Genomic DNA, 22487 nt, shown 5'->3' with positions numbered 1-22487 from the left:
ATGAAACCATCCCATATCCGCTCCCTAATACACACAGTGCTTATTGGCTTAGTGTTGCTGATAAGCATGCCGGCTCGCGCCATCGATGCGCCTGTGGGCGTGCGTCCTTGCTGCGCCTTTGGTACTAACTTAAAGGCGAAAATGGGCAGCGTACCAGTGCCATTTTTTTCTCTCGCCAATGTGGTGGCTATTACTGACTTAGGAGGGCATCAATACAATGATGGCCGCCAAGGAGTAGTGACTAGCTTATTAGGAGTTGGCCGCGAGGCTAATGGCTTAATCTATACTCGCCATGGCGGTTTTATCGATATCGCCCATGTGCGTGATACTGCCGATAACACTTATTATTTGTATCAGCAATTGTGGCCTTATATAGACACTGACTATGAGTTAGCCTTAAGTGCTGAGCTGCGTACCCGTAAAATAGTGCTGCATCAACAAGACTATGCCCTAGATAATGACAGTAAGCGTCAGTTAGGGGTAGAGTTTGCCAGCGTTATGGCCTATCAGTTGGCTCAGTGGCATGAAGTGGCGCAGTGGTTTGGGATGACATCGGTGGGCGGCTGGTCTGAGCTTGCCTCAGCTTTTTCACCAGAAGACTTGTACTCCAATATGTTAGGCGCCATTTTAGCCCGCGATATTTTGCAGCAAGCGCCTAATCTCAGTATTAAGCAATTTAGCGAGCAATTTAGTGTGAGCTTAGCCAAGCGTTTAACTGAGCTTGGGGCAGAGGATGCTGCAACCACTCAAGCCAAGATTAATGCCCTTGATGGCAACTGGTGGAATAGCAATATGCGTCTGCCGGATAAATGGGTGCTGCAAAAGCGTGATTATCAGCTGCATTTTCAATTAATGCCCCACGGCGCGCAGTCACCGGTCATCTTATCTCTGCCCGACCATCTGGATGCTTATGGAGAGCTGCAGCTGGTGGCCGCTAATCAAGAAGCTAACTTTGGCCGCTTAAGCGCAACTCCAACATCTGCGGATGTAACAGCAAAAGCTGCGGCCAATTTAGTCACTAAGCCCGTCTGGACTTATAGCGATATGTTGCTATTAGCGTCTTATGCCAAGCAGCAAGATACGGCTGAACGAGCGGGCGCCGATATTTTGCAGCAATAAGCGTACTTCGATGAACGTCATTAGCTGTTGTTAACAGCAGTTAACGGCTTTAATGACGGCCATTAACTGCTATTGCCTTAACCATTTATTTGAAAAAACTGCTTAATATCATCGAGCTGACACATGGCATCTTGATAACCCAATTGGATTAAGTGGCGGGTATATTCTTTTTCAAATAACAAATACGACAAAATACTCGATTCTGCGTGTTGATTAACCCCTATGACTTTAAGTAATAGCCGCACAGCTTTTGGCATTTCCATATAATACTGCGCCGCAATCAGTGTCATGTCTTCACTGGGTTTAATCACTAAGGTTTCGATAGGCTTGAGTGCTAATTGCTGGCGATATGGCTGCGGTATTAAACCTAAGGTGTTGTTAACTCGCTGCAAGCGCTCCAGATCGGTATTGAGCGTGTCTGAAAATATACTATCCAGTAAATGCCCCATTACGCCCGCGAGCCTTGGGTGATGGGGCAGGGACTTAGACTGATCTTTATGCATGCTTTCAAGGTTTATCACTAGCAGTTTATCGGCGCCTAAATGAATTGGGCTCGACAATGGTGCTTGCTGATGAATTGAGCCGTCCCCATGATAATCTTTGTGAATTTTTACCGAAGGGAACAAGGTCGGAATGGCTGCGCTCGCTAATAAGTGCTCGGTATTAAGGCGCTGGCGCATACCATAGCGTTTATGGCGCTGCCAATTAGCCACTTGATGCTGGGCCTGAAAGAAACAGTAACTGCTGGCATCGTTATAACATGAGGTTTCCACGCTCACCGCGCGCAAAAAACCGTGCTGAATATTCCTATCAATCCGCTGAAAGTTGATCACTTGACTGAGTAGGTGCCTAAGGGGCTCATTATTAAATAAGCTGCTGGCATCCGGGCTGACCTTGTCATCTTGCAAACCGCGCAGCAGCATCTTAATCAAATGACTACTGACAGCGCCTGCAGAGGCGCAGTAAATATGATGAGTTTGCATATTGCGCCACACCCATTCTAATTTACGCACCCCTAAGTGAAAGCAGCTGGCATAACTTGCCATGGCAGTGCCATTAATGGCGCCCGCTGACGTGCCACAAATAACCTGGAATGGTATGCCATGATTGCGCGGATACAGTTGCGCTATCGCTTTGAGTACACCGACTTGATAAGCAGCGCGGGCGCCACCACCACCGAGAACTAGGCCAATCATAGGCCCGAGAGGTGCTGGTGATGACAAGGAATTAATGGTTTCTCGCGTGGAGACATCCAATGTGGTCGTCATACTCACCCCTGAGTCGATTGCGCTACTTAATTAAAACTTAACTCAGCTTGTGCATATCCTCCAGCGTATTAGCAAAACAATTTTTAGTGCTGATGACAGAAGGCTCTGATTTTATGTTTAAAATCCATTGTCATCGAAATCATCACTAGCATCAAATGGGCTAGCGCTTAGGTGAGTGTATATAAGGCATCAGGCAGAGCGCCTATTTCGGTGGCGATTAAATTGGCCGCCTCGCTATCTTTAGCGTTTTCAGGGCTTTGTTTGATTTTGCTGGCAATCGAGAAGATAAGTTAGTGTGCTTTTGCGGTCAGACTGCAAGCTTACAAGCATTAAGGAAGGCAACATTGTAGCGCGAACGGGAGGTGAAGCATCTGGTGTAAAATAGAATTCATCAAGCCCAACGTAGCGACAGGCTTGATGATGAGTTAATAGCTGTTAGCCGATTAACTCGCTTAGATTAGTGCACATGACCGTGGCTAATCTCTTCCATGCTGGCATCGCGTACATCGCGAATAGTGCCGCTGAACGTTAAGGTTTTACCAGCTAATGGATGGTTAGCATCTACAGTCGCTTCGTTGTTATTAATAGCGGTAATAGTCACTGGAATATCGCCATCTGGGCCTTGAGCTGAGAATGACATACCCACTTCTACCTTTTCCACGCCGCCAAAAGCTTCTAATGGCACTTGCTGGACGTTATTTGGGTTATATTCACCATAGGCATTTTCGGGCGCTACAGTCACCAGAAAGCTGTCACCAGCCTTTTTACCTTCAAGGGCTTGCTCTAAACCGCGGATGATATTGCCGACACCGTGTAAATACGTTAACGGTTCACGGCCTTCAGATGAATCAACCAGATGTTCATTTTCATCGACCACCAAATAATCTATGGTGACTACCTTGTGTGCTTGGATCATAGTATTGTCCTATCTTAGCGCGCAATACGCGGCCACAATAATATTTAAAATCAGGCCATTACATAGCTACCTTAAAAGTAACCTTGGCTAAATCATTAAAATAAAAAAGCCTCACACCCTGAGGTCTGAGGCTTAATCACAGCATCACCACTTAACGTGGCAATTGTGACTTAATGAAATCAACGATTTGATCAAACGGGATTTCTTGCTTTTCACCAGTGCGACGATTCTTGTATTCGTACACTTGGTTATCGATATTGCGATCGCCAATCACGATCACGTGTGGCAGACCAATCAGTTCCATATCGGCAAACATCACGCCTGGACGCTCTTTACGATCATCAAATAACACTTCAACACCAGCAGCGGTTAAATCCGCATAGAGCTGCTCAGCGATATCAGTAACTCGATGCGACTTGTGCATGTTCATTGGCAGAATACCCACTTGGAATGGGGCAATTGCATCTGGCCAAATAATACCGCGATCGTCATGGTTTTGCTCAATGGCAGCTGCCACAATGCGGCTTACGCCCACACCGTAACAACCCATCAGCAATACTTGTGACTTACCGTTTTCATCCAGTACAGTGGCGTTCATGGCCGCTGAATAGTTAGTACCTAACTGGAAGATATGACCAACTTCAATACCGCGAGCAAAGGCATAAGTACCTAAGCCATCAGGAGTGGTTTCACCTTCAACTACGTTACGTAAATCAAAGGCTTCAGCCAGGGGTAAATCACGCTCCCAGTTGATACTAAAGAAATGCTTATCTTCTTGGTTAGCGCCGCCGGCAAAATCGCTCATCACAGCTACGCTGTGGTCGATAAATACTGGCATAGTTAAACCGACTGGACCGATAGAACCAGGGCCTGCGCCTACTGCGTCACGGATTTCAGCATCAGAAGCAAATTCCAGTGGCGCTGCCACTAATGGCAGTTTGTCAGCTTTAACTTCGTTCAGTTCATGATCGCCGCGCACGACTAAGGCCACTAATGGGGCCGCTTCAGTGGCGCCGCGCACGATTAAGGTCTTAACAGTTTTGGTGATGTCTAAACCAAATTGCTCAACTAATTCAGCAATGGTTTTCGCATTTGGAGTTTCTACCAATTCCATGGCTACAGTCGCGGCTTGGCGAGTAGTCGTTGGCATTGGCGATTCTGCTTTTTCAATGTTAGCGGCGTAATCGCTGCCAGTTGAGTAAGCAATTAAGTCTTCACCGCTGTTAGCCAGAACGTGAAACTCGTGTGACATGCTGCCACCGATAGAGCCAGTATCAGCCAGTACTGGGCGGAAACCTAAGCCCATACGATTCATGATGTTGCTGTAAGCGTTAAACATGGAGTGATAAGTATCATCCATGGTCTGCTGATCTAAATGGAAAGAGTAAGCATCTTTCATTAAGAATTCGCGTGAGCGCATTACGCCAAAACGTGGGCGTACTTCATCGCGGAACTTAGTTTGGATCTGATACAGGTTCAGCGGTAACTGCTTGTATGAAGTTACTTCTTTACGAACTACGTCAGTGATCACTTCTTCATGGGTAGGTCCCAGAACGAAATCACGGTTATGACGGTCCTTAAAGCGCAGCAATTCTGGGCCAAACTTATCCCAACGACCTGTTTCTACCCACAAATCTGCTGGTTGAACCATAGGCATTAGTACTTCAATGGCGCCAGCATTGTTCATTTCTTCACGAACAATGGCTTCCACTTTACGCAGTACACGCAAGCCTGTCGGCAGGTAGCTATAAAGGCCAGAGGCATTGCGGCGGATCATGCCCGCACGCAGCATCAACTGATGGCTAATAACTTCTGCATTGGCAGGGGTTTCTTTTTGAGTAGATAGAAGGTACTTGCTGACTCGCATTACCGATTTCCCAGTATGAATTTAATGGCGGTCATTTTATCACTAGGAACAGGCTTGTCACCTCTAAAGCCAATATTTATCGTTAATTTGCACTCACTTGATGGGCAAGTTCGGGTTTCTCGCGGCGATCGCCTATCATGCGAGCAGGATTGCCGGCCATAATGGCGTAAGCGGGCACATCTTTGCTGACCATGCAGCCCATAGCAATTACGGCGTGATCGCCAATAGTCACGCCATCGACTATGCCGGCCTGCGCGCCTATCCACACATCTTTACCTATGATGACGCCATGCGAATTAGATTTTTGCTGATAAATCGGGGCATTAGGTGCCATGCCATGATTAAAAGCATAAATGGTGACTTGATTAGCGATGCGGGTTTGATCGCCAATGATAATGCCCTTGCTGCCACCATCTAACGAGCAGCCATGATTGATGGCGACTTCCCGCCCTAAAGTGACGGGGCCATGAATAAAGCACTGGGCAGCAATCATGCATTGATCGTTAATTTTGATATCGCGCCCAGGTTCGGCAAATAGCTCAGCCTCAGGGGCGATAAAGCAATTAGCGCCAATGCTTACGGTTTCAAGGGCCATCAACTGAGCTTGCACTTGCTCTTGCCAAGGCTTAGCCCAAGCCAAGTGCTTAGGTTTTAGGGAAAAATACAGCCATGGCATCCAAGATAAGCGTTTTTTATGCTGAGTTTGGTAGTCAGGTTTAGCAACTTCACTCATGACTTAGCTTACGCCTGCGCTGGGATCACGGCAGTCACTAAGGCGTTACCCCCATCCATTTGCCATAAAATGTCTAAATCATAAAGCGCGACTTGATAGCCTTTGGCATCATCTTTTGCTTTTTTATAGGCTGGGCGCGGGTCTTGAGCGAGAACCGCTTCAATTAGGCTCACTAAATCTGGTCTATCTTCGCTCTTGGCATAACCCAGAGCTTGCTCTTTAGCATCGCGAGTAAATGACACGTTAATTTGCAGCGGCGCGTCATGAGCTATGCCGCCTTTGGCATCAACAATGGCATCAGAAAACGGAATATAGGGCTTAATATCTACCACTGGCGTGCCATCGAGTAAGTCCATGCCGGAAATTTCTAAGCACACTTTGCCTTTACGTTTGACTATGCCGTGCAGTTTTACCACGGACTGACCTATGCCGTTGGGTCTAAAGGTTGAGCGGGTGGCAAATACCCCCATTTTTTCATTGCCGCCTAAGCGCGGTGGTCGCACTGTGGGTTTCCAGCCTTGAGCTAAGTTTTCATGAAAACAAAATAGCAGCCAGATATGGCTATATTGCTCGATACCGCGCACGCAATCGGCATGATTAAAGGGGGCCACTAATTCAACATAACCGCGGGCAGAGACTAATCCCGGCTGTCTTGGTATGCCAAATTTTTGTTTATACGGAGTATGGCATACCGCCACGGCTTGTAACTGACTTGCAAACGACATGATTAATCTTCTTGTGGTTGAACCTTGATGGCTTGACCTAAACATTGAATGCGTGACACGCAACCTTCAGCTTCATTAGTAAAAGTAACGCAATTATTGAGCATTACGCCATTGGCGCCGACATCAGCCGCTTGGCGTCTTAATTCGGTGCGCGCTTCTGCCATAGTCGCAGGTGGCGAGTTAGCTTCTAACTGACAAGATTCGCCAGCGACCATTTTTACACGCTCAAATAAGCCGTTAGGTGCTTGGTCGCGAGTATAAAGCGTGACATCACCCGCTTTGAAATAATCATCAATGGCTTTACCACTAAGATTAGATTGAAAACTATAGTCGCCAGCGCAGCCACTAAGCAGCACTAAGCTTGCGGCCAAAAGAGTGATGTTTCGCATTAGAAATTCCCGTCAATGGGTCGGGGAGTTAAGCTCCCCAAGAAGTGATTAGTTTAGCGATTCAAGTACTTTTGATAAAGCTGCTTGTGGCGGTTATTTAAATCCACTAAGCGACCATCGATAAATAGCGCTTCAACGCCGTGCTGTTTGGGATCAAAAATATCGCCTTTACTGATGACAAGATTGGCGCAATATCCAGGCGCCAATACGCCCATATCTTGTTGCCCCAAAATGATGGCAGCATTCACTGTAATGGCTTGCAAGCTAAGCTCAGAGCTAAGACCATGGCTCATGGCTCATGGCTCATGGCCTGCGCCGCGGCAAAGTGTAAATTACGAGTATCCCAATCGCCACTAAAGCCGATAGCAAAGGGCAGGTTAGCGGCCGCTAACAGACTCGGTATGCGGTAAGGTAAGTCTATGGGGTCATCATGGCGCAGCGGCATAGATAACATATGGGTATATATGATAGATGCATTGATTTCGTTAAGAATATCGGCGGCGCGCCAGGCATCATAGCCGCCAACTATGATGAGTTTTAAGCCATATTAGCGCGCCAATGCCGCCGCTGACTCTATGCTATTAAGTTTATCGGCATGGACAAATAAACTGGCGCGCCGCTCAAATAAGGGCTGCATAGCGTCATAGCTTTGCTGTTTTTGCGCTAAGGCGTCGGATTTGGCAGCTTGATAATAATGAAAGCTCGCCGCAAAGTTTTTATGAATATCACTGATTTGCTCGTTAAGCTCAGTGGCTTGTTTTTCGCGCTCTTCCTGTGTTGCCGCTGGCGCATCTATCACTGGCCATACTAAGTGCTGCCCCGTCGCGGCGACTTTGGCATCCTCTATGGTCCAAGCATCGAGATTGACCAGCACGCTTTGGCCAACTAAGCCGTTACCTGCGGGCACAATGTGGGCGTGAGTAATGCCATTGGCGCGCACTGTAGGGATAATTTCAGAATCCGCATTAAAGGCGGTGGCGGAGGATATTTCAGGATTGAAACTGCCAATTTCGCCGCTATCAACGGTGGAGCGCACCATAGATATTTCATTAAGGCCAATTTGGGTATTAAGGGCGATTAATCCGGGGTAAATATGTTTGCAACTGACATCTATCACTTCGGCGTTATTGGCGGTTAACTGCTTACCCATAGCGACTATTTTGCCGTGTTCAATCAGTAAATCTGTATTTATCAGTACGCCATCGGCGGCAGTGTAAAGCGTACCACCTTTAAGCAGTAACGCTTGGGTTTGCGGCGGCGCTGGCACCATGTCATAGCCGAATACGAGTGGTGATACACAAGTTAGCAGCAGGCATGCTAGTAAATATGAGGGTAAGCATGACGCTAAGCATGAGATTCGCTTAAATCTAGCCATTAGTGATGACCTCCGGTAAACAGATTTTGCGCATGGTTAAATTGATAATGGCTATCGCACTGCCAATCAGGTTCAGCGATGTCAATTTCAGGTTCACCGTCTTTGCGTTTATCATCGGCATTGAGCACTTGTTGGATTAATTGCTCTTTTTCTATGATCATGGCTTGCTCAAGCTGCTGATGTTCTTGACGGTCAAAGTAGCGGCGGCCATCAATCCACACTGCCTGTGTTTTGGCGTAAACCGATAAAGGGTTGTTGTTCCATAACACTAAGTCTGCATGTTTACCCACTTCGATTGAACCCACAAGTTTATCTACCCCAAGCTGCTTAGCTGGGTTAATGGTCACCATGTTCCAAGCTTCCATTTCTGTCATGCCGCAATACATAATGGATTTAGCAGCCTCCTGATTAAGGCGGCGCTGCATGCTGTAGTTATCTGAATTTAATGAAGTTACTACGCCTTTGTTGTTAAGCATGCAGGCGTTTTGCGGTATAGCATCAAAGACTTCAAACTTATAAGCCCACCAATCAGAAAAGGTTGAAGCCCCTGCGCCCGCGGCGGCTAATTCATCGGCCACCTTATAGCCCTCTAACACATGGGTGAAGGCGCTAATACTAAAACCATAGCTTTGGGATAAGCGTAAAAACATCAAAATCTCTGATTGCACATAGGAGTGCACATGGACTTGGCGTTTACCGTTAACAATTTCAGCGATAGCTTGTAAGCGATAATCAATGGCGGGCGCTGGTACTTGTTTTTGCTCGCTGGCGCGCAGTGCATTCCAAGCCTGATGCTTGGCTTGATATTGCTTGGCCGCCTCAAAGGCATCTACCATGACACTTTTAACCCCCATGCGGGTTTGTGGAAAGCGGGTGACAAACTCATCCCCCCAATGGCTTTGCTTAACGTTCTCACCTAAGGCCAATTTAATGGCGGCCGGGGCTTCAGTGAATTTAAGCCCTTCAGCGCTTTGGCCCCAACGCAATTTAATCAACTGCGCTTGACCACCAATCGGATTAGCGCTGCCATGGAGTATTTGACTGCTGGTCACGCCGCCTGCCAGTGACTGATAAATATTGATGGAATCAGGATTCAGTACATCGGCAATGCGCACTTCTGCAGTCACAGCATCTGTGCCTTCATTGGTGCCGCCATTGAGCGCAACATGGGAATGCTCATCAATGATGCCAGCGCTTAGGTGCATGCCACTAGCATCAAGGCGCTTAAAGCCTGACGGAGTTGCTAATTGCTGGCCGATAGCTGTGATTATGCCATCGCTAATCAGCACATCGGTATTGGTTAACACCCCCTCTTTGGCTGATGTCCATACGCTGGCACCTAGGATATGCAGTTTCTCAAACTGAGGTACGGCTTCTCTGCCATAGGCGCCGTTGGGGGAGGTTAACTTAGGTGCGCTGAAGACTTGCGCCGCGTGATCATGGTTTGAGGCGTCAAGCGCGGCGCTATCGGCTTGCGAGTCAAGTTCAGTAACACCAGCAACAGGCTCAGGGCTACCGTCCGGCAGCAACACGCGCCCATACACGCCTGAGTCATCAAACCATAAACTGAAACGATACATTTTATGATTTTGCTCTATGGCGGCGGCAAAACTTAAATGATTTTGGTTGAGAGTTGGCGTGAGTAAATCAATCGTCTCTTCACCTGCTTGCAAATAACTGCTGGATAATTGAGTGGGATTAAGCGTGAGTTCTAGACTGATATCGGCAAATTGTAATTGATAATCACCAGCTAATTTGCGTTGCGCTAATGTGACTTGATTAAAATTGGGCTGCCCTTGTAAATACACACCAACAATTTCGCCATCTGTGAATATATCTCCTTTAGCGACTACTATATCGGCCATAAAACCAGGGGCCAGTTTTCCGACGTTATCATCTATGCCTATCATGGCGGCGGGCGTCGAAGTTAAGGCGGCGAGGGCATCTTGGGCAGCTAGGCCAGATTTTACGGCCAGCTGCACTCTTGGCCAAAAGTCTTTGGCATCAATAGCATGTTGGGTAAAAGCAAAGGGGATTTTAGCTTTGGCTAAAAAACTTGGATTACTCGGGGCGCTGTGCCAATGATGTAATTGCTCTAATGAGGTATCTAACGCAATATTGCTGTCTTGCACATTCGGCGCCTGCGGGAAATTAAGCGGAACGATAAAGCTTGCCTTTAATGCTTTTATTTCATCGATGCGCGCATATTCTCGCCCCGAGGCCACTAATACTGTGGTTAATTTGGGTTCCGCGAGTAAGCGGCCTGCTCTTAATACGTTATTAAGATCGCCAGCATTAACAATCCAAGTATTTGACCATTGGTTCGCTATGGCCTGCCAAGCGCTATTAACTGTGGTGTTTTCTGGAGATTGATTAAACTTAAGTTTATTAACATTGTCTTTTAGCCATTGGCCATAGGTTAAATTCTGGCGGATTAATGCCATGGTACCCATTAATGATTCAGGGTAAGCCATAGGCGATGAACCTTTATTGAAGGATATTAATGAATTGCTATAAGGTTTAAGAATGGTTTTATTAGTTGCCAGTGGCGCTAATGATACGGTGACGGCCTGACCTTGAAAAATACCGTCTTGTTTAGCAGTTTGCACACTAGTGAAACCGTTTTGTTGCCATTTTTTAGCATTATCAACATTAGGGGCAAAATGATGCAGCCATTGCTCTTGTGCATGAACGGCTGAATTAGGCGCTTGCCCGCCTAACGTGTTAATGAAATAAACCGGAGGACTGGTCTCTGGGTATTGATAATTAAATTCGATGCCATATTCACTGAAAGGATCAATAAAACCTGGTAGTAAAGAATAGCCTTGCATATTAATAATTTGAGCGTTAGGAGGAATAGCTTCATTGGCAACAATATCAATAATTTTATTACCCGCTATTAATAAGGTGGCATTAGTGCGCTTTTCTGTCGCTGACAGATAAATATCAGCATGGCTAAGGGCTGTCACTAAGGGGGCGTCTGTGGTTAGATGCTGTTTAGCAAATGTTGCTAAACTCAACAGACATAAACTGATTAACCAATAACGACGAGAGCCCATAAGGAGTGCTAGCTAGCTGTAAATGTGGGACAGATGTTAACGGACTTGAAGTGGAATTGGTATCTTATGCCGAGTTTAATTGTAACTATTTTATACAAATTAATAGATACAAAAAAACCCACCTATGGGTGGGTTTTTAGTGGTATTACAACTTAATGGTTAGATTAAGAAGTCATCCATATTACGGCCTTTGCTTACTTCACTTACGAACACTTTAGGCATACGGCCTTGGCCGGTCCAAGTAATCACTTCGCCGCCAACAGTAATAGTATATTTAGCTGGACGAGGGGCGCGCTTCTTGGTTTGAGTCTTAACAGCAACAACGCCTAAATCGTCAATTGATAAACCCACTTCTAGCATTTGCTTGCGGATTTCTTCAATTTTAGCGATACGCTCTGCCATTAATGCATTTTCTTCTTCAGCACTTGCTTCACGATCAGCAATAATAGCGTGCAGTTTTTCAGCCACTTCACGTAATTCATCTAAAGATAAATCTTTTACGTTGGCTTTGAAGCGACGAGCATGGGTTAGTACTTCTAAGAATTCACTCATAGGTTTTCCACTCAATTCATTTATTTATGATTATAACAACTAGGTAAATAATAGAAACTTATAAGATAGTAATCAAATAAAACTTAATTAAAAACATAAAAAAAGATAATAAATTATAAAAAGTCGGCGTTATTGTAGGAATGCTGCCATTAAATACGCTAAATAAGATTATTTTAAGGCATCAATGAGTCACACCTGCTGAATTTGGCTATTTAAATCCTGAATAAGCTTTCATCAAAAAGTGGCTAAGGTCGCTCTAAAAAGGACTTAATTTATTATTAAGTTGCCTTTTCTTTTTTATCTCTTGGTTTATCTCAGTGGTAAATATTGCAAATTAACATCTTGTTAACTCTAGTTGACGTTAACGTCAACAATGCGTAAAGTGATACTTATAGATAGAACAGGCATAGCACAGCTTTGCTGGAACTTTTTTAGAGCACAATAAAGGATGAACCATGAAAATTTTGGTGCCGATTAAGCGTGTGGTGGATTCAAACGTCAAAGTAAGAGTCTTAAGTGACGGCTCAGGCGTTGATACCAATCACTTAAAAATGGCCATGAACCCATTTTGTGAAATAGCGGTTGAAGAAGCTGTACGTTTAAAAGAAGCTGGCGTTGCGACGGAAGTCGTCGTAGTTACTGTCGGAGATAAAGCGTGCCAAGAGCAAATTCGCTCCGCCATGGCTTTAGGTGCTGATCGCGGTATTCATGTAGAAGCACTAGATACTTTATTGCCAATCGATATCGCCAAATGTTTAGTGGCAGTGCAGCAACAAGAGCGTGCCGACTTACTGTTATTAGGTAAGCAATCTATTGATGGCGACAATAATCAAACGGCGCAAATGGTCGCGGCCTTATTAGATATTCCCCAAGCCTGTTTTGCCTCTGTGGTTAAACATGAAGGTGGGCAATTATTGGTAACTCGTGAAATCGATGGTGGCTTGCAGCATCTGAGTCTGCCATTGCCAGCTGTGGTATCCGCGGATTTACGCTTAAATGAGCCAAGATATGCCAAATTACCCGACATTATGAAAGCTAAGCGTAAGGTGCTTGACGTGTTTAGCCTTGAGTCTCTTGGGGTGACCTTAAAAGCTCATCAACAAGTGATTAATGTAAAGGCGCCAGCCCAAAGACAAGCAGGCGTAATGCTAAGCTCGGTGGCTGAGTTGGTGGAAAAATTAAAGCATGAAGCAAAGGTGATCTAAATGGCCATACTCCTGATAGCAGAACATGATAACGTCTCGCTCAAAGCCGATACCGCAAAAGCCTTAACCGCCGCTAAAGCCATGGGTACTGATATCCATGTATTAGTCGCAGGCTTTGAATGTAGCGAAGTGGCTAAATATGCTGCGAAATTGGTGGGCACTGCGCAAGTGTTAGTGGCCGATAACGCCGTTTACGCAAAGCAATTACCTGAAAACCTTAGTAAGTTAATTGTCGACATCGCCGCGAATTACACTCACATAGTGGCATCAGCGTCTAGCATAGCCAAAGACTGTTTACCTCGAGTGGCGGCGTTACTGGATGTCGCGCAAGTGTCTGAAATTATCGAAGTGCTTGATAAAGATACCTTCGTGCGTCCAATTTATGCGGGTAATGCCTTAGCGACAGTCAAAAGCTTGGACGCCGTCAACGTCATTACTGTGCGCGCTAGTGCGTTTGCTGCCAGTGCGAGCCAAGATAGCCAAGCGCCTATTCAAGCGCTTGATAAAGTGTTTGCGCCTATGAGTCAGTGGTTATCCCAGGAATTAACAGTGTCAAGCCGCCCTGAACTCGCTAGTGCCAACATAGTGGTCTCTGGTGGACGCGGTGTGGGTAGTCGTGAGAACTTTGCTTTGCTTGAGCAATTGGCCGATAAGTTAGGTGCAGCGCTCGGTGCCTCGCGCGCGGCAGTGGATGCGGGTTTTGTTCCTAATGATTTACAAGTCGGTCAAACCGGTAAAATTGTGGCGCCAAGCCTCTATATTGCTGTCGGTATTTCTGGCGCCATTCAGCATTTAGCCGGTATGAAAGACTCAAAAGTGATAGTTGCTATCAACAAAGATGCCGACGCGCCGATTTTTCAAGTGGCTGATTACGGATTAACCGCTGACTTGTTTGAAGCTATCCCTGAGTTGATTAATTCCATTTAATCTGTGACATTAGTCACGTTAAGCGGTATTGGGTTAGCAATTGCAATACCGCTTATGTTTTTATGTGCGTCACGTCGTTTTTCAGACGTCCTTTGAAGTAGAGGTTGCGCTAGCTAAAAGTAGTGAACATTAGGGTGATGCCTAAGAGTGTTCATAAAAGGAGTTAGCGCCGAAGTAGTTGTACTCATCAAGGTCGGCTACTGGGGTTGTGTCCGAAAGGAGCAACACTGCCATAGTATTCCTGTCAGGGTGATGGGGTTTATTTACTATGGAGCGCTATTGATAGGACAGGTGTTTGATCACTCATAATCATCCCGATTATTTGAGCGATACTGTGTCACCAGTTCAGTTGCCTCCATTCGTATTCAGCGAAGACAATAATAATGACAGTATTAACTTATGCCGATTCGGCACTTTCACTTTTGCCTCCTGTGGTTGCAATCTTACTGGCGGTAATTACCCGCAGAGTATTAGTTTCCCTTGGTGTGGGTATTATCTTGGGCAGCTTACTGCTCACCGATTTCACCCCTATGACCAGTGCCAGTTATCTTGCGAGTAAAGTTACTGCGTTGGTATGGGTTGATGGCGCATTCAACAGCTGGAATTTATATATTCTGGGCTTCTTAGTTCTGCTCGGCATGATCACCGCATTGATTACTGTTAGCGGCGCCGCTCGCGCCTTTGCTGATTGGGCGCGTGCGCGTATTCGCAGCAAACGTGACGCCAAATTATTAACCATATTGCTAGGCTGTGTGGTGTTTATTGATGACTACTTCAACTCACTGGTCGTGGGTAGTGTGTGTCGTCCGTTAACTGACCGTTATTATGTGTCGCGGGCTAAATTAGCCTATCTGCTTGATTCTACTGCGGCGCCTGTGTGCGTGATTTCGCCTGTGTCTAGCTGGGGCGCTTATATTATTGCCTTGATTGGCGGTATTTTAACGACTCATGGCATTGCCGACTCTGGTCATTTAAGTATCTTTATCCAAATGATACCAATGAACTTCTACGCCATTTTCGCCTTGTTACTGCTGATTTGTGTGGCCATGTTTGGCCTAGATATCGGCCCAATGCGTCGCCATGAGCAACTGGCACAAAAAGGTGAGCTGTGGGATGAAAGCAAAGGTACGCCGCCAGGCGCCAATATGGATTTACCTGAGGCAGATACAGGTAAAGTACTGGGGTTATTCTTACCAATAGGCTCATTAGTCGCAGCCACCTTGTATTTTATGGTGAGCTCTGGCGCTGACGTACTGACTGAAAAAGGCATAGCTTTTGATATCATCAAAGCCTTTGAAAATACTTCAGTAAGTTCATCGTTATTCTTTGGTGCCTGTTTTGGTTTTGTGGTCACTCTGATTGGCGTGATAATGCAGAAGCTAGATACCAAGTTAGTGCTTAAGGGCATGACTCAAGGCGCGCTTTCTATGCTGCCTGCGATTTATATCTTACTGTTCGCTTGGACTATTGCTGGCGTAATTGGTCAGTTAGAAACAGGTAAGTACATGGCAAGCTTAGCTAATGGCAATATTCCATTTGCCATGTTGCCAGCAGTAATGTTTGTATTGGCAGGCTTAACCGCTTTTGCTACTGGCACTAGCTGGGGCACCTTTGGCATTATGTTGCCAATTGCCGCCGATATGGCCATGGGCAGCCATGTGAGCATGATGCTACCTATGTTAGCTTCAGTGTTAGCGGGCGCCGTATTTGGCGATCACTGTTCACCGATTTCTGATACCACGATTTTGTCTTCCACAGGGGCGGGTTGTCATCATATTGATCACGTAGTGACTCAGTTGCCTTATGCGCTGATAGTGGCTGTGATCAGCATGGTAGGTTATACCGTACTTGGTTTCACTGAATCTGTGGCGGCGGGTTTTGTGACTTGTAGCGTCTTGTTTGTCTTGAGTGTGATTGCCCTTAAAATTAAGGTAGGTCGCAGCTAAGCGCTCGATTTAGAAAACGATTCAAGCCGTAATCACTGCTCAACGCTTTCAATAAAAACGCAACCCTGAGGTTGCGTTTTTTATGGATGCTAGTTACTGATGATCGCTATCTGTGTCTTTCCCTTTATTGGGTCAGGCCGCGGCGCTCAAGTAACCCTTGTGTGGTTGGCGCTTGGCCGCGGAAGTTTTGATAAGCTTCCATGGGCGCTACTGAGTTACCGACTTCCCGAATAGTTTTACGAAACTTCATGCCGATATCGCGATTCAAACCGCCTTGGGTTTGCACATAGGCAAAGGCATCGGCCGCTAAAATCTCACTCCACATATAAGCGTAATAGCTGGCGCTATAGCCTCCGGCAAAGGTGTGGGCGAAAAAGGCTGAGCGATAACGTGGCGGCACGGCTTCAATGGCTAAACCGTGCTTTTTAAGGGCATGGGCTTCAAAGCTTGCGACATCTTGCAGCGGCGCATCCGCTGGCAGTGAGTGCCACTCCATATCCACTAAGGCTGCAGCCATATACTCTAAGGTATCAAAGCCTTGGTTAAAGCTGCGTGAAGCTAAGAGTTTTTCTAACAACTCTGCTGGCAGCGGTTCACCGGTTTGATAGTGCTTAGCGTAATTAGCTAGTACCTTAGGGTGCGCAGACCAATCTTCTTCAAAGGTCGATGGAAATTCTACGAAGTCGCGTGATACCGCTGTGCCCGATAAGCTTGGGTAAGTCACTTTAGAGAACATACCATGGGTGCCATGACCCATTTCGTGGAACATGGTACTGACTTCATCATAGCTAACAAAGGTCGGCTCACCGTCCGGCGCTTTCTTAAGGTTCATCACGTTAACTACCACAGGCTTATTACCTAATAAGCTTGATTGATTCACGAATGAACTCATCCATGCGCCGCCACGCTTGCCTTCACGGGCAAAGTAATCGGCATAGAAAATCGCCATGCTAGTGCCATCGCTATCAAACATTTCATAGGCTTTAACATCAGGGTGATACACAGGTAAATCCGGTCTTGGCTGCATAGTGACACCATAGAGTTGCTCTAAGGTGAAGAACACGCCATCGGTTAAGACCCGCTCAAACTCAAAGTAAGGCTTGATGCTGGCTTCGTCGAGATCAAACTGCTGTTGACGCACTTTTTCGCCATAGTATTCCCAGTCCCATGGCTTGAGGGTGAAATCGCCACCTGTGCTTTTTATCATGGCTTGAATGGCAGCGGCTTCTTGCTTGGTATTAGCTACTACCGCCGGCACCATAGAGCCAAACATGGAATACACAGCTTCTGGCGTTTTAGCCATTTGCGGCGCTAAGCGGTAACTGGCCCAATTATCAAAGCCCAGTAACTGCGCGCGCTCGCTGCGTAACTGCGCTAAGCGTGACACTATAGATGCGGTTTCATCATCACCACTTAAGCCGCGCTCGGCCGATGCTTGCCAAATTTGCTGGCGTAACTCGCGGCTATCAAGGTTTGCCAATATAGGTTGGCGCGTCGTGTTGGTGATTTGCAGCTGGTATTGGCCATCAAAGCCAGCGGCTTTAGCATCGGCCGCTGCCGCGCGAATTTGTGCATCAGTTAAACCTGCGAGCAAATTCTTATCAGTCACTAATACCGCCGCACTTTTACTGCCGCGCATAATGCGTTGACCAAATTCATTGGTGAGGCTGGAATGCTCTTTATTGAGCTCACGTATTTTAAGCTTTTGCTCTTCATTCAGTTTGGCGCCCGCCAAAACAAAATTCTGATGATAGACCTCAACTAAGCGAATTTGCTCAGGGGTTAATCCAGAACTTAAACGCTGATGGTACAGAGTTTCAATCCGCGCAAAGAGCTCAGGGTTGAGGTTAATATTGTCAGAATGCGCGGCCATTTTTGGTGCCATGTCAGATTGCACTTGGCGCAAGACATCATTAGTGTTGGAACCGGCTAAGTTATAAAACACCGCGGAAGCGCGAGTTAATAGGGCGCCGCTGCGCTCCATCGCCACTAAGGTATTGTCAAAGGTTGGCGCTGCAGGATTGTTGGCAATAGTCAGAATTTCTGCGTATTGCTCTGCCATGCCTTGAGTTAAGGCCGGGGCGAAATGCTCATCGTTAATTTGGCTAAAGTCAGGCGCTTGGTATTGCAAGTGACTGACTTGAAGGAGTGGGTTTTGCTGCATTTGTTGCACCTGTGCGGGTGAATTGGCTTGGTTTACTTGGCAAGCAGTAAGGCTTAACGCTGCGCCTATGGCTAGCGCAATCAAGGTTTTATGCATGAGAGTATACTTCCGTTCTATGATTTTTTTTAAGACAGCATAAGATTTATGTGTCGCACTCTTTTTTATCGGTGCTTAGTGAGGTTAACACGGTAACTCGGCAATGTTAATTATGTAATCAAACATCACATCTTGTTGTTTTACTTGTGCGAATTTAAGAAGGTTTGATTTATGTATGTTCTGGCAATAAAAAGATGGTCAATATCGTGAAATAGCCAGTCATTAACGCGGATGATTTATTGCGGGCTTGTGGTTACAATAGGGCATTAGAGCGAGAGGAGTCGGCCATTGGCACAGCTATATTTTTACTACTCGGCGATGAATGCCGGTAAATCTACATCATTACTGCAATCATCTTATAATTACCGCGAACGTGGCATGCACACCTTAGTGATGACGGCATCCATAGATAACCGTTACGGCGTGGGTAAAGTGGCATCCCGAATTGGTATCGAGTCTGAAGCGCAAGTCTTTAGTGGCGATGATGATTTAGTGAAATTAATTGGCGAGTCGCATCAGCAGCAGCACATTCACTGTGTGTTAGTGGATGAGAGCCAGTTCTTAAGTAAAGAGCAAGTGCGCCAATTAGCCTATGTGGTTGATAAGCTTGATATCCCAGTATTGTGTTATGGCCTGCGCACCGATTTTAGGGGCGAATTGTTTGTCGGTAGCCAATACTTGTTATCTTGGGCCGATAAATTAGTTGAATTGAAAACCATTTGTCATTGCGGCCGTAAAGCCAACATGGTGGTGCGTCTTGATGGTAATGGCAAAGCGTTACGCGAAGGCGAGCAAGTGGCCATTGGCGGCAATGAAAGCTATGAGTCTGTGTGTCGTAACCATTTTCGCGAATTGATTTGGGACGATATTCAAGGCTAACCTTTATATTAAGTTAAGCGCGCCAGGATGGCGTTCTTCGCCGGTCGCCTGCGAGCATCACCAATAAGGATAGCAAGGTGATTAGACAAGCATATATTCAAGGGCTAGCGTTAGCGGATGATGCGCCCTTACTTCTCTATTTACGTAGCCATGCTTGGCACGTACAAGTCTGTGAATACTGGCCTCAAACCGGTTTACTTATCTTAGGGATAAAATCCCCTACTATCCCCATAGATGCCATAGTGCAAACCATGAGCCTGTTAACTCCCTTCCTTGGCAATAATAGCCATTTGCTGGCCAATCATAGTTTCTTGATAGTCACCAGTGGCAATCAACCTGAGATATATGGCGTAGATCCATTATCTATCGAAGCGTTAGAGTGGCCATCGCGGGATAGTCGCACTGTGCTCGCGCTTGAAACTTGGTTGATAAGTCATTTTGGCGATGTGAATCGGCTTGATACACTTAGGCTCAGCCAACTTAAGCCTTTAGTCGCGCAGCAAGTATGGCGGCAGTGGCGGTGGCGTGATCACTTTGGTCAAGTGCAACACCATTATGGCCAATTAACGGCAGTGTATCGCCGTCAAAGTCAGCATTTTGTGCGTATTGATAATGACTTAGAAATACCGGTAGAGCAGCTTATTGGGCTGGAATAGAGGTCACTCTAATCGAGTGACCTCTGCTGTGGCTGCTGTGATTTAGACCTGCGAAATCAAGGCTGCTTAGTACCAGGAATAAGCTCAAAGTTAGGGCTAAAGGCCACCATCAAACTTTGTAAATCCTTAAAGTGCTGCAATTCCCCGCTATGTTTTACCTTGCCTGCCTTGATTTGATCGTCAAAGCTTTGGCTCGCCATGATGACCGCTTCTAAATCGCTGCGCTTGATGGTTAAAGTCAAATCTGGCTCCTTAGCTTGCACCCCTTTGATATTGGTGAGTGTGCCATTGCTAAGTTCTATGACGTATTGCTCGCGCACATCAGGCAATATCAGATTAATAACAAACTGTTTGGCTTCGGCTTTTTTGCTATCAAGCATCACCCCTAGAAAATCTAACCATAAGTCCGTTGACATGGCCTTAGTTAAATCTGGGCTGGCGGTTTTGGGCGCATTACCTTGTGGAATGCCAGAGCGTAATTCATAGGTGGCAGCTAAAAAGCTGTTACGTACACTGCTACTTTCTTGCTGATAACCAATTTGCTCAAACACATCGGCGAGTAAATTTTTAGCCGGGCGGTTATCAGGCTCAGCGTATACCAACTTATTTACTATTTCTTGCGCGAGCTTATAGTCACCCTTGTCGTAAAGCTCTTGACCTTTAGCCAAAATTTTAGCACTTCCACCCATCATTTCGACATATAAGGGCGCTGAGTCTGACGGTGACAATGGAATTAAGGTGGCTGGATTGCCATCCCAATAGCCTAAGTAACGATTAATGACCGCGCGGCTATTGTGGGCTTCAGATCCATGATAACTATGGGCAGCCCATTGTTCTTGCAAACTCTTAGGCGGTTTATATTGGTTGTGGATTTCATTAATGGTGACGCCTTGGTTGGCCAAGTGCAGCACTTCATTATTAAGATTGGCATAAATGTCGCGCTGGGCGCGCATGATTTCTTGGATGCGATCATTGCCCCAACGTGGCCAGCTGTGTGATGCAAACATCACATCGGCGTTGGTGCCGTAGCGATACAAGGCTTCATTGATGCCTTTTGACCATTGCAGTGCATCACGCACTAATGCGCCGCGCAGGGTATAGATGTTATGTACTGTGCCTGTGATATTCTCCGCCGCCCAAAACGCATTCAACTGCGGAAAATAAGTGTTCATTTCCACGGGCGCTTCTGTGCCCGGCGTATTTTGAAACTCCATAGTAATGCCATCGATAGTCAGGGTTTCAAATGGCTCACTGATGGTAGTGTTAGGGGCGATGAGGCCAATATTACCGGCGGCAGTATTTTTACCTATGGCTTGGTCGACATGACCAAATGGACTGCGCGGCAGTAATACGCCGTATTGGAAAAACATGCGGCGGGTCATAGCGTTACCCGCATAGACGTTTTCTGATACCGCATGTTGCAAAAAGCCCTCGGGGGCTATGACTTTGACCTTGCCAGATTTAACATCGGCCTCATCCACCACGCCGCGGACACCACCAAAATGGTCGGCATGAGAATGTGAATACACCACGGCCACCACAGGGCGCTCGCCTAAGGTTTGATTGATAAATGCTAGCGCTGCTGCCGCGGTTTCTTTCGCGGTTAATGGGTCGAAAACTATCCAGCCGTTATCGCTCTTAATAAAGGTGATATTGGCAAGATCGAAGCCGCGAATTTGATAAATTTTATCCGGCATGACTTCATAAAGGCCATAAGCCATATTCAATACCGCTTGGCGCTGCAAAGAAGGGTGAATGCTGTCAAATTCTTTGCCCTCTAATAACCAATCGTAACTGCCCATGTCCCAAGCCACTCCGCCTTTTTCGGCTGGGATTTGCTTATATTCTGGGGCGGCGATAAAGCCGCGTTTAGCTTCGTCAAAATCTCGGGTGTCGTAAAGCGGCAGACTGGCTTTATTGTCCGCTCTTTGCTTGAGTGTGGTTTCAGTTGGCAGCTTACCTTGCGGATGAAAGTGTTTATTTAAGGCGGCATTGGGGTCGACGGTTACAGCGCCGCTAGCTGCGGCCAAAACAGAAGATGAGAGTAAACAACTACCTGTTAAAATGAGGGATATCCATGGTTTCATGATGAGCGTCCTTGTTAAAATCAACTTTGAAATTAACATTTTGCCAACGCAAGTCAACTTTCTAAGGCTCAAGATGTTTGTTACTTCACTCAGATAGCTTTTATTGTAACTCTCTAATTTGTAAGCGAACTTGCTGACGATTTTCTTCTATGGCCGCCACAATGGCGGTAACACTCGTTTCTTCCTTATTAATGCCTTGCCACTTTTGTTGCCATTGCTCGCGCAATGCTTGGCTAGCGCTGCGCACTGGCGGGCTTGCTATCATAGCTAAATCATTAATTAAGCCGACTTTGACCTAGCCTTGGCGCGGATTACCAAGGATGCGGTCTTGATCGTAATAAGCGGCATACACAATCAGTTCTAATTCAGATAATTGCTTAAGCATTTCAAAGCTAGCATCGCGAATATTGGCGTTGTGCTCTGTGACCTCCATGCGCCACACATTGTAAGAAAACCCCAAGAAGGCAAACATTAAGCTAAAGATTGCGGTTAACTGAAACCAATGTCGTTTTTTCCATGTCATT

At 46.2% G+C, this 22487-nt stretch carries 21 protein-coding genes and 1 riboswitch; of the genes, 6 read left to right on the top strand and 15 right to left on the bottom strand.

Translation table 11 applies throughout. From position 1 onward, the window contains the following. A complete protein-coding gene (locus AC1HDP_RS07685; protein ID WP_479638302.1) occupies positions 1-1119 on the top strand; it encodes a DUF4056 domain-containing protein in 1119 nt (372 codons plus the stop codon). A gap of 77 nt (positions 1120-1196) precedes the next feature. Here AC1HDP_RS07685 and AC1HDP_RS07680 read toward each other — a convergent pair whose 3' ends face one another. The 11 genes from AC1HDP_RS07680 to AC1HDP_RS07630 form a co-directional block, all read right to left on the bottom strand. Next, positions 1197-2315, bottom strand: coding sequence for a patatin-like phospholipase family protein (locus AC1HDP_RS07680; protein WP_479639849.1), 1119 nt, complete (start codon positions 2313-2315; stop codon positions 1197-1199). 529 nt (positions 2316-2844) lie between these two features. After that, on the bottom strand, positions 2845-3303 hold the full coding sequence (locus AC1HDP_RS07675; protein WP_479638301.1) for an FKBP-type peptidyl-prolyl cis-trans isomerase: 459 nt from the start codon (positions 3301-3303) through the stop codon (positions 2845-2847). 151 nt (positions 3304-3454) lie between these two features. Further along, the gene (locus AC1HDP_RS07670) at positions 3455-5170 is read right to left on the bottom strand and encodes a proline--tRNA ligase (protein ID WP_479638300.1); all 1716 of its coding nucleotides are present in this window, start codon (positions 5168-5170) and stop codon (positions 3455-3457) included. An 82-nt stretch (positions 5171-5252) separates the two neighbouring features. Next, positions 5253-5903: an acyltransferase gene (locus tag AC1HDP_RS07665; protein ID WP_479638299.1), complete on the bottom strand. Its 651-nt coding sequence runs from the start codon at positions 5901-5903 to the stop codon at positions 5253-5255. Between the two features lie 8 nt (positions 5904-5911). Then, entirely contained in the window at positions 5912-6628 is a 717-nt protein-coding gene (gene tsaA, locus AC1HDP_RS07660; RefSeq protein ID WP_479638298.1) for a tRNA (N6-threonylcarbamoyladenosine(37)-N6)-methyltransferase TrmO, read from the bottom strand. A gap of 2 nt (positions 6629-6630) precedes the next feature. Beyond that, positions 6631-7017 carry an Rcs stress response system protein RcsF gene (rcsF, locus tag AC1HDP_RS07655; RefSeq protein ID WP_140933243.1) on the bottom strand — a complete coding sequence of 129 codons (387 nt, stop codon included), beginning with the start codon at positions 7015-7017 and terminating at the stop codon, positions 6631-6633. A 53-nt stretch (positions 7018-7070) separates the two neighbouring features. Next, positions 7071-7310, bottom strand: coding sequence for an amidohydrolase family protein (locus tag AC1HDP_RS07650; protein ID WP_479638297.1), 240 nt, complete (start codon positions 7308-7310; stop codon positions 7071-7073). Then, positions 7307-7471 (bottom strand): hypothetical protein, encoded by a 165-nt coding sequence (locus tag AC1HDP_RS07645; RefSeq protein WP_479638296.1) that lies wholly within the window; start codon positions 7469-7471, stop codon positions 7307-7309. The genes AC1HDP_RS07650 and AC1HDP_RS07645 overlap by 4 nt, the downstream gene beginning before the upstream one ends. A 93-nt stretch (positions 7472-7564) precedes the next feature. Further along, the gene (locus AC1HDP_RS07640) at positions 7565-8287 is read right to left on the bottom strand and encodes an amidohydrolase family protein (RefSeq protein WP_479638295.1); all 723 of its coding nucleotides are present in this window, start codon (positions 8285-8287) and stop codon (positions 7565-7567) included. 104 nt (positions 8288-8391) lie between these two features. Then, positions 8392-11451, bottom strand: a complete 3060-nt coding sequence (locus AC1HDP_RS07635; protein ID WP_479638294.1) for an amidohydrolase family protein — start codon at positions 11449-11451, stop codon at positions 8392-8394. A 159-nt stretch (positions 11452-11610) separates the two neighbouring features. Continuing rightward, positions 11611-12003, bottom strand: coding sequence for an H-NS histone family protein (locus tag AC1HDP_RS07630; RefSeq protein WP_479638293.1), 393 nt, complete (start codon positions 12001-12003; stop codon positions 11611-11613). Positions 12004-12458: 455 nt separating this feature from the next. Here AC1HDP_RS07630 and AC1HDP_RS07625 point away from each other — a divergent pair, with 455 nt between their 5' ends. From AC1HDP_RS07625 to AC1HDP_RS07615, 3 genes are all read left to right on the top strand, one after another. Then, entirely contained in the window at positions 12459-13208 is a 750-nt protein-coding gene (locus tag AC1HDP_RS07625) for an electron transfer flavoprotein subunit beta/FixA family protein (RefSeq protein WP_479638292.1), read from the top strand. Further along, positions 13209-14135 (top strand): FAD-binding protein, encoded by a 927-nt coding sequence (locus AC1HDP_RS07620; protein WP_479638291.1) that lies wholly within the window; start codon positions 13209-13211, stop codon positions 14133-14135. It abuts the gene before it with no gap. A 90-nt stretch (positions 14136-14225) separates the two neighbouring features. Then, positions 14226-14422: riboswitch (Lysine riboswitch) on the top strand. A gap of 96 nt (positions 14423-14518) precedes the next feature. Continuing rightward, on the top strand, positions 14519-16081 hold the full coding sequence (locus AC1HDP_RS07615) for a Na+/H+ antiporter NhaC family protein (RefSeq protein WP_479638290.1): 1563 nt from the start codon (positions 14519-14521) through the stop codon (positions 16079-16081). Positions 16082-16205: 124 nt separating this feature from the next. Here the strand turns inward: AC1HDP_RS07615 and AC1HDP_RS07610 are convergent, their stop codons facing one another. Next, on the bottom strand, positions 16206-18341 hold the full coding sequence (locus AC1HDP_RS07610; protein ID WP_479638289.1) for a M3 family metallopeptidase: 2136 nt from the start codon (positions 18339-18341) through the stop codon (positions 16206-16208). 288 nt (positions 18342-18629) lie between these two features. Here AC1HDP_RS07610 and AC1HDP_RS07605 point away from each other — a divergent pair, with 288 nt between their 5' ends. Together AC1HDP_RS07605 and AC1HDP_RS07600 are read left to right on the top strand one after the other, a co-directional pair. Continuing rightward, positions 18630-19220, top strand: a complete 591-nt coding sequence (locus tag AC1HDP_RS07605) for a thymidine kinase (RefSeq protein ID WP_140933235.1) — start codon at positions 18630-18632, stop codon at positions 19218-19220. A 77-nt stretch (positions 19221-19297) separates the two neighbouring features. Continuing rightward, positions 19298-19876, top strand: a complete 579-nt coding sequence (locus AC1HDP_RS07600) for a hypothetical protein (RefSeq protein ID WP_479638288.1) — start codon at positions 19298-19300, stop codon at positions 19874-19876. Positions 19877-19932: 56 nt separating this feature from the next. On the opposite strand, the gene AC1HDP_RS07595 is transcribed toward AC1HDP_RS07600, so the two are convergent. From AC1HDP_RS07595 to AC1HDP_RS07585, 3 genes are all read right to left on the bottom strand, one after another. Further along, positions 19933-21963, bottom strand: a complete 2031-nt coding sequence (locus tag AC1HDP_RS07595) for an alkyl/aryl-sulfatase (RefSeq protein WP_479638287.1) — start codon at positions 21961-21963, stop codon at positions 19933-19935. Positions 21964-22063: 100 nt separating this feature from the next. Next, the gene (locus AC1HDP_RS07590; RefSeq protein WP_479638286.1) at positions 22064-22228 is read right to left on the bottom strand and encodes a hypothetical protein; all 165 of its coding nucleotides are present in this window, start codon (positions 22226-22228) and stop codon (positions 22064-22066) included. A 30-nt stretch (positions 22229-22258) separates the two neighbouring features. Continuing rightward, entirely contained in the window at positions 22259-22486 is a 228-nt protein-coding gene (locus AC1HDP_RS07585) for a hypothetical protein (RefSeq protein ID WP_479638285.1), read from the bottom strand. Between the last annotated feature and the right edge of the window lies 1 nt (position 22487).

This window comes from Shewanella sp. ISS20 (assembly GCF_056522965.1).
This window is presented reverse-complemented; position numbering and strand designations above follow the sequence as displayed.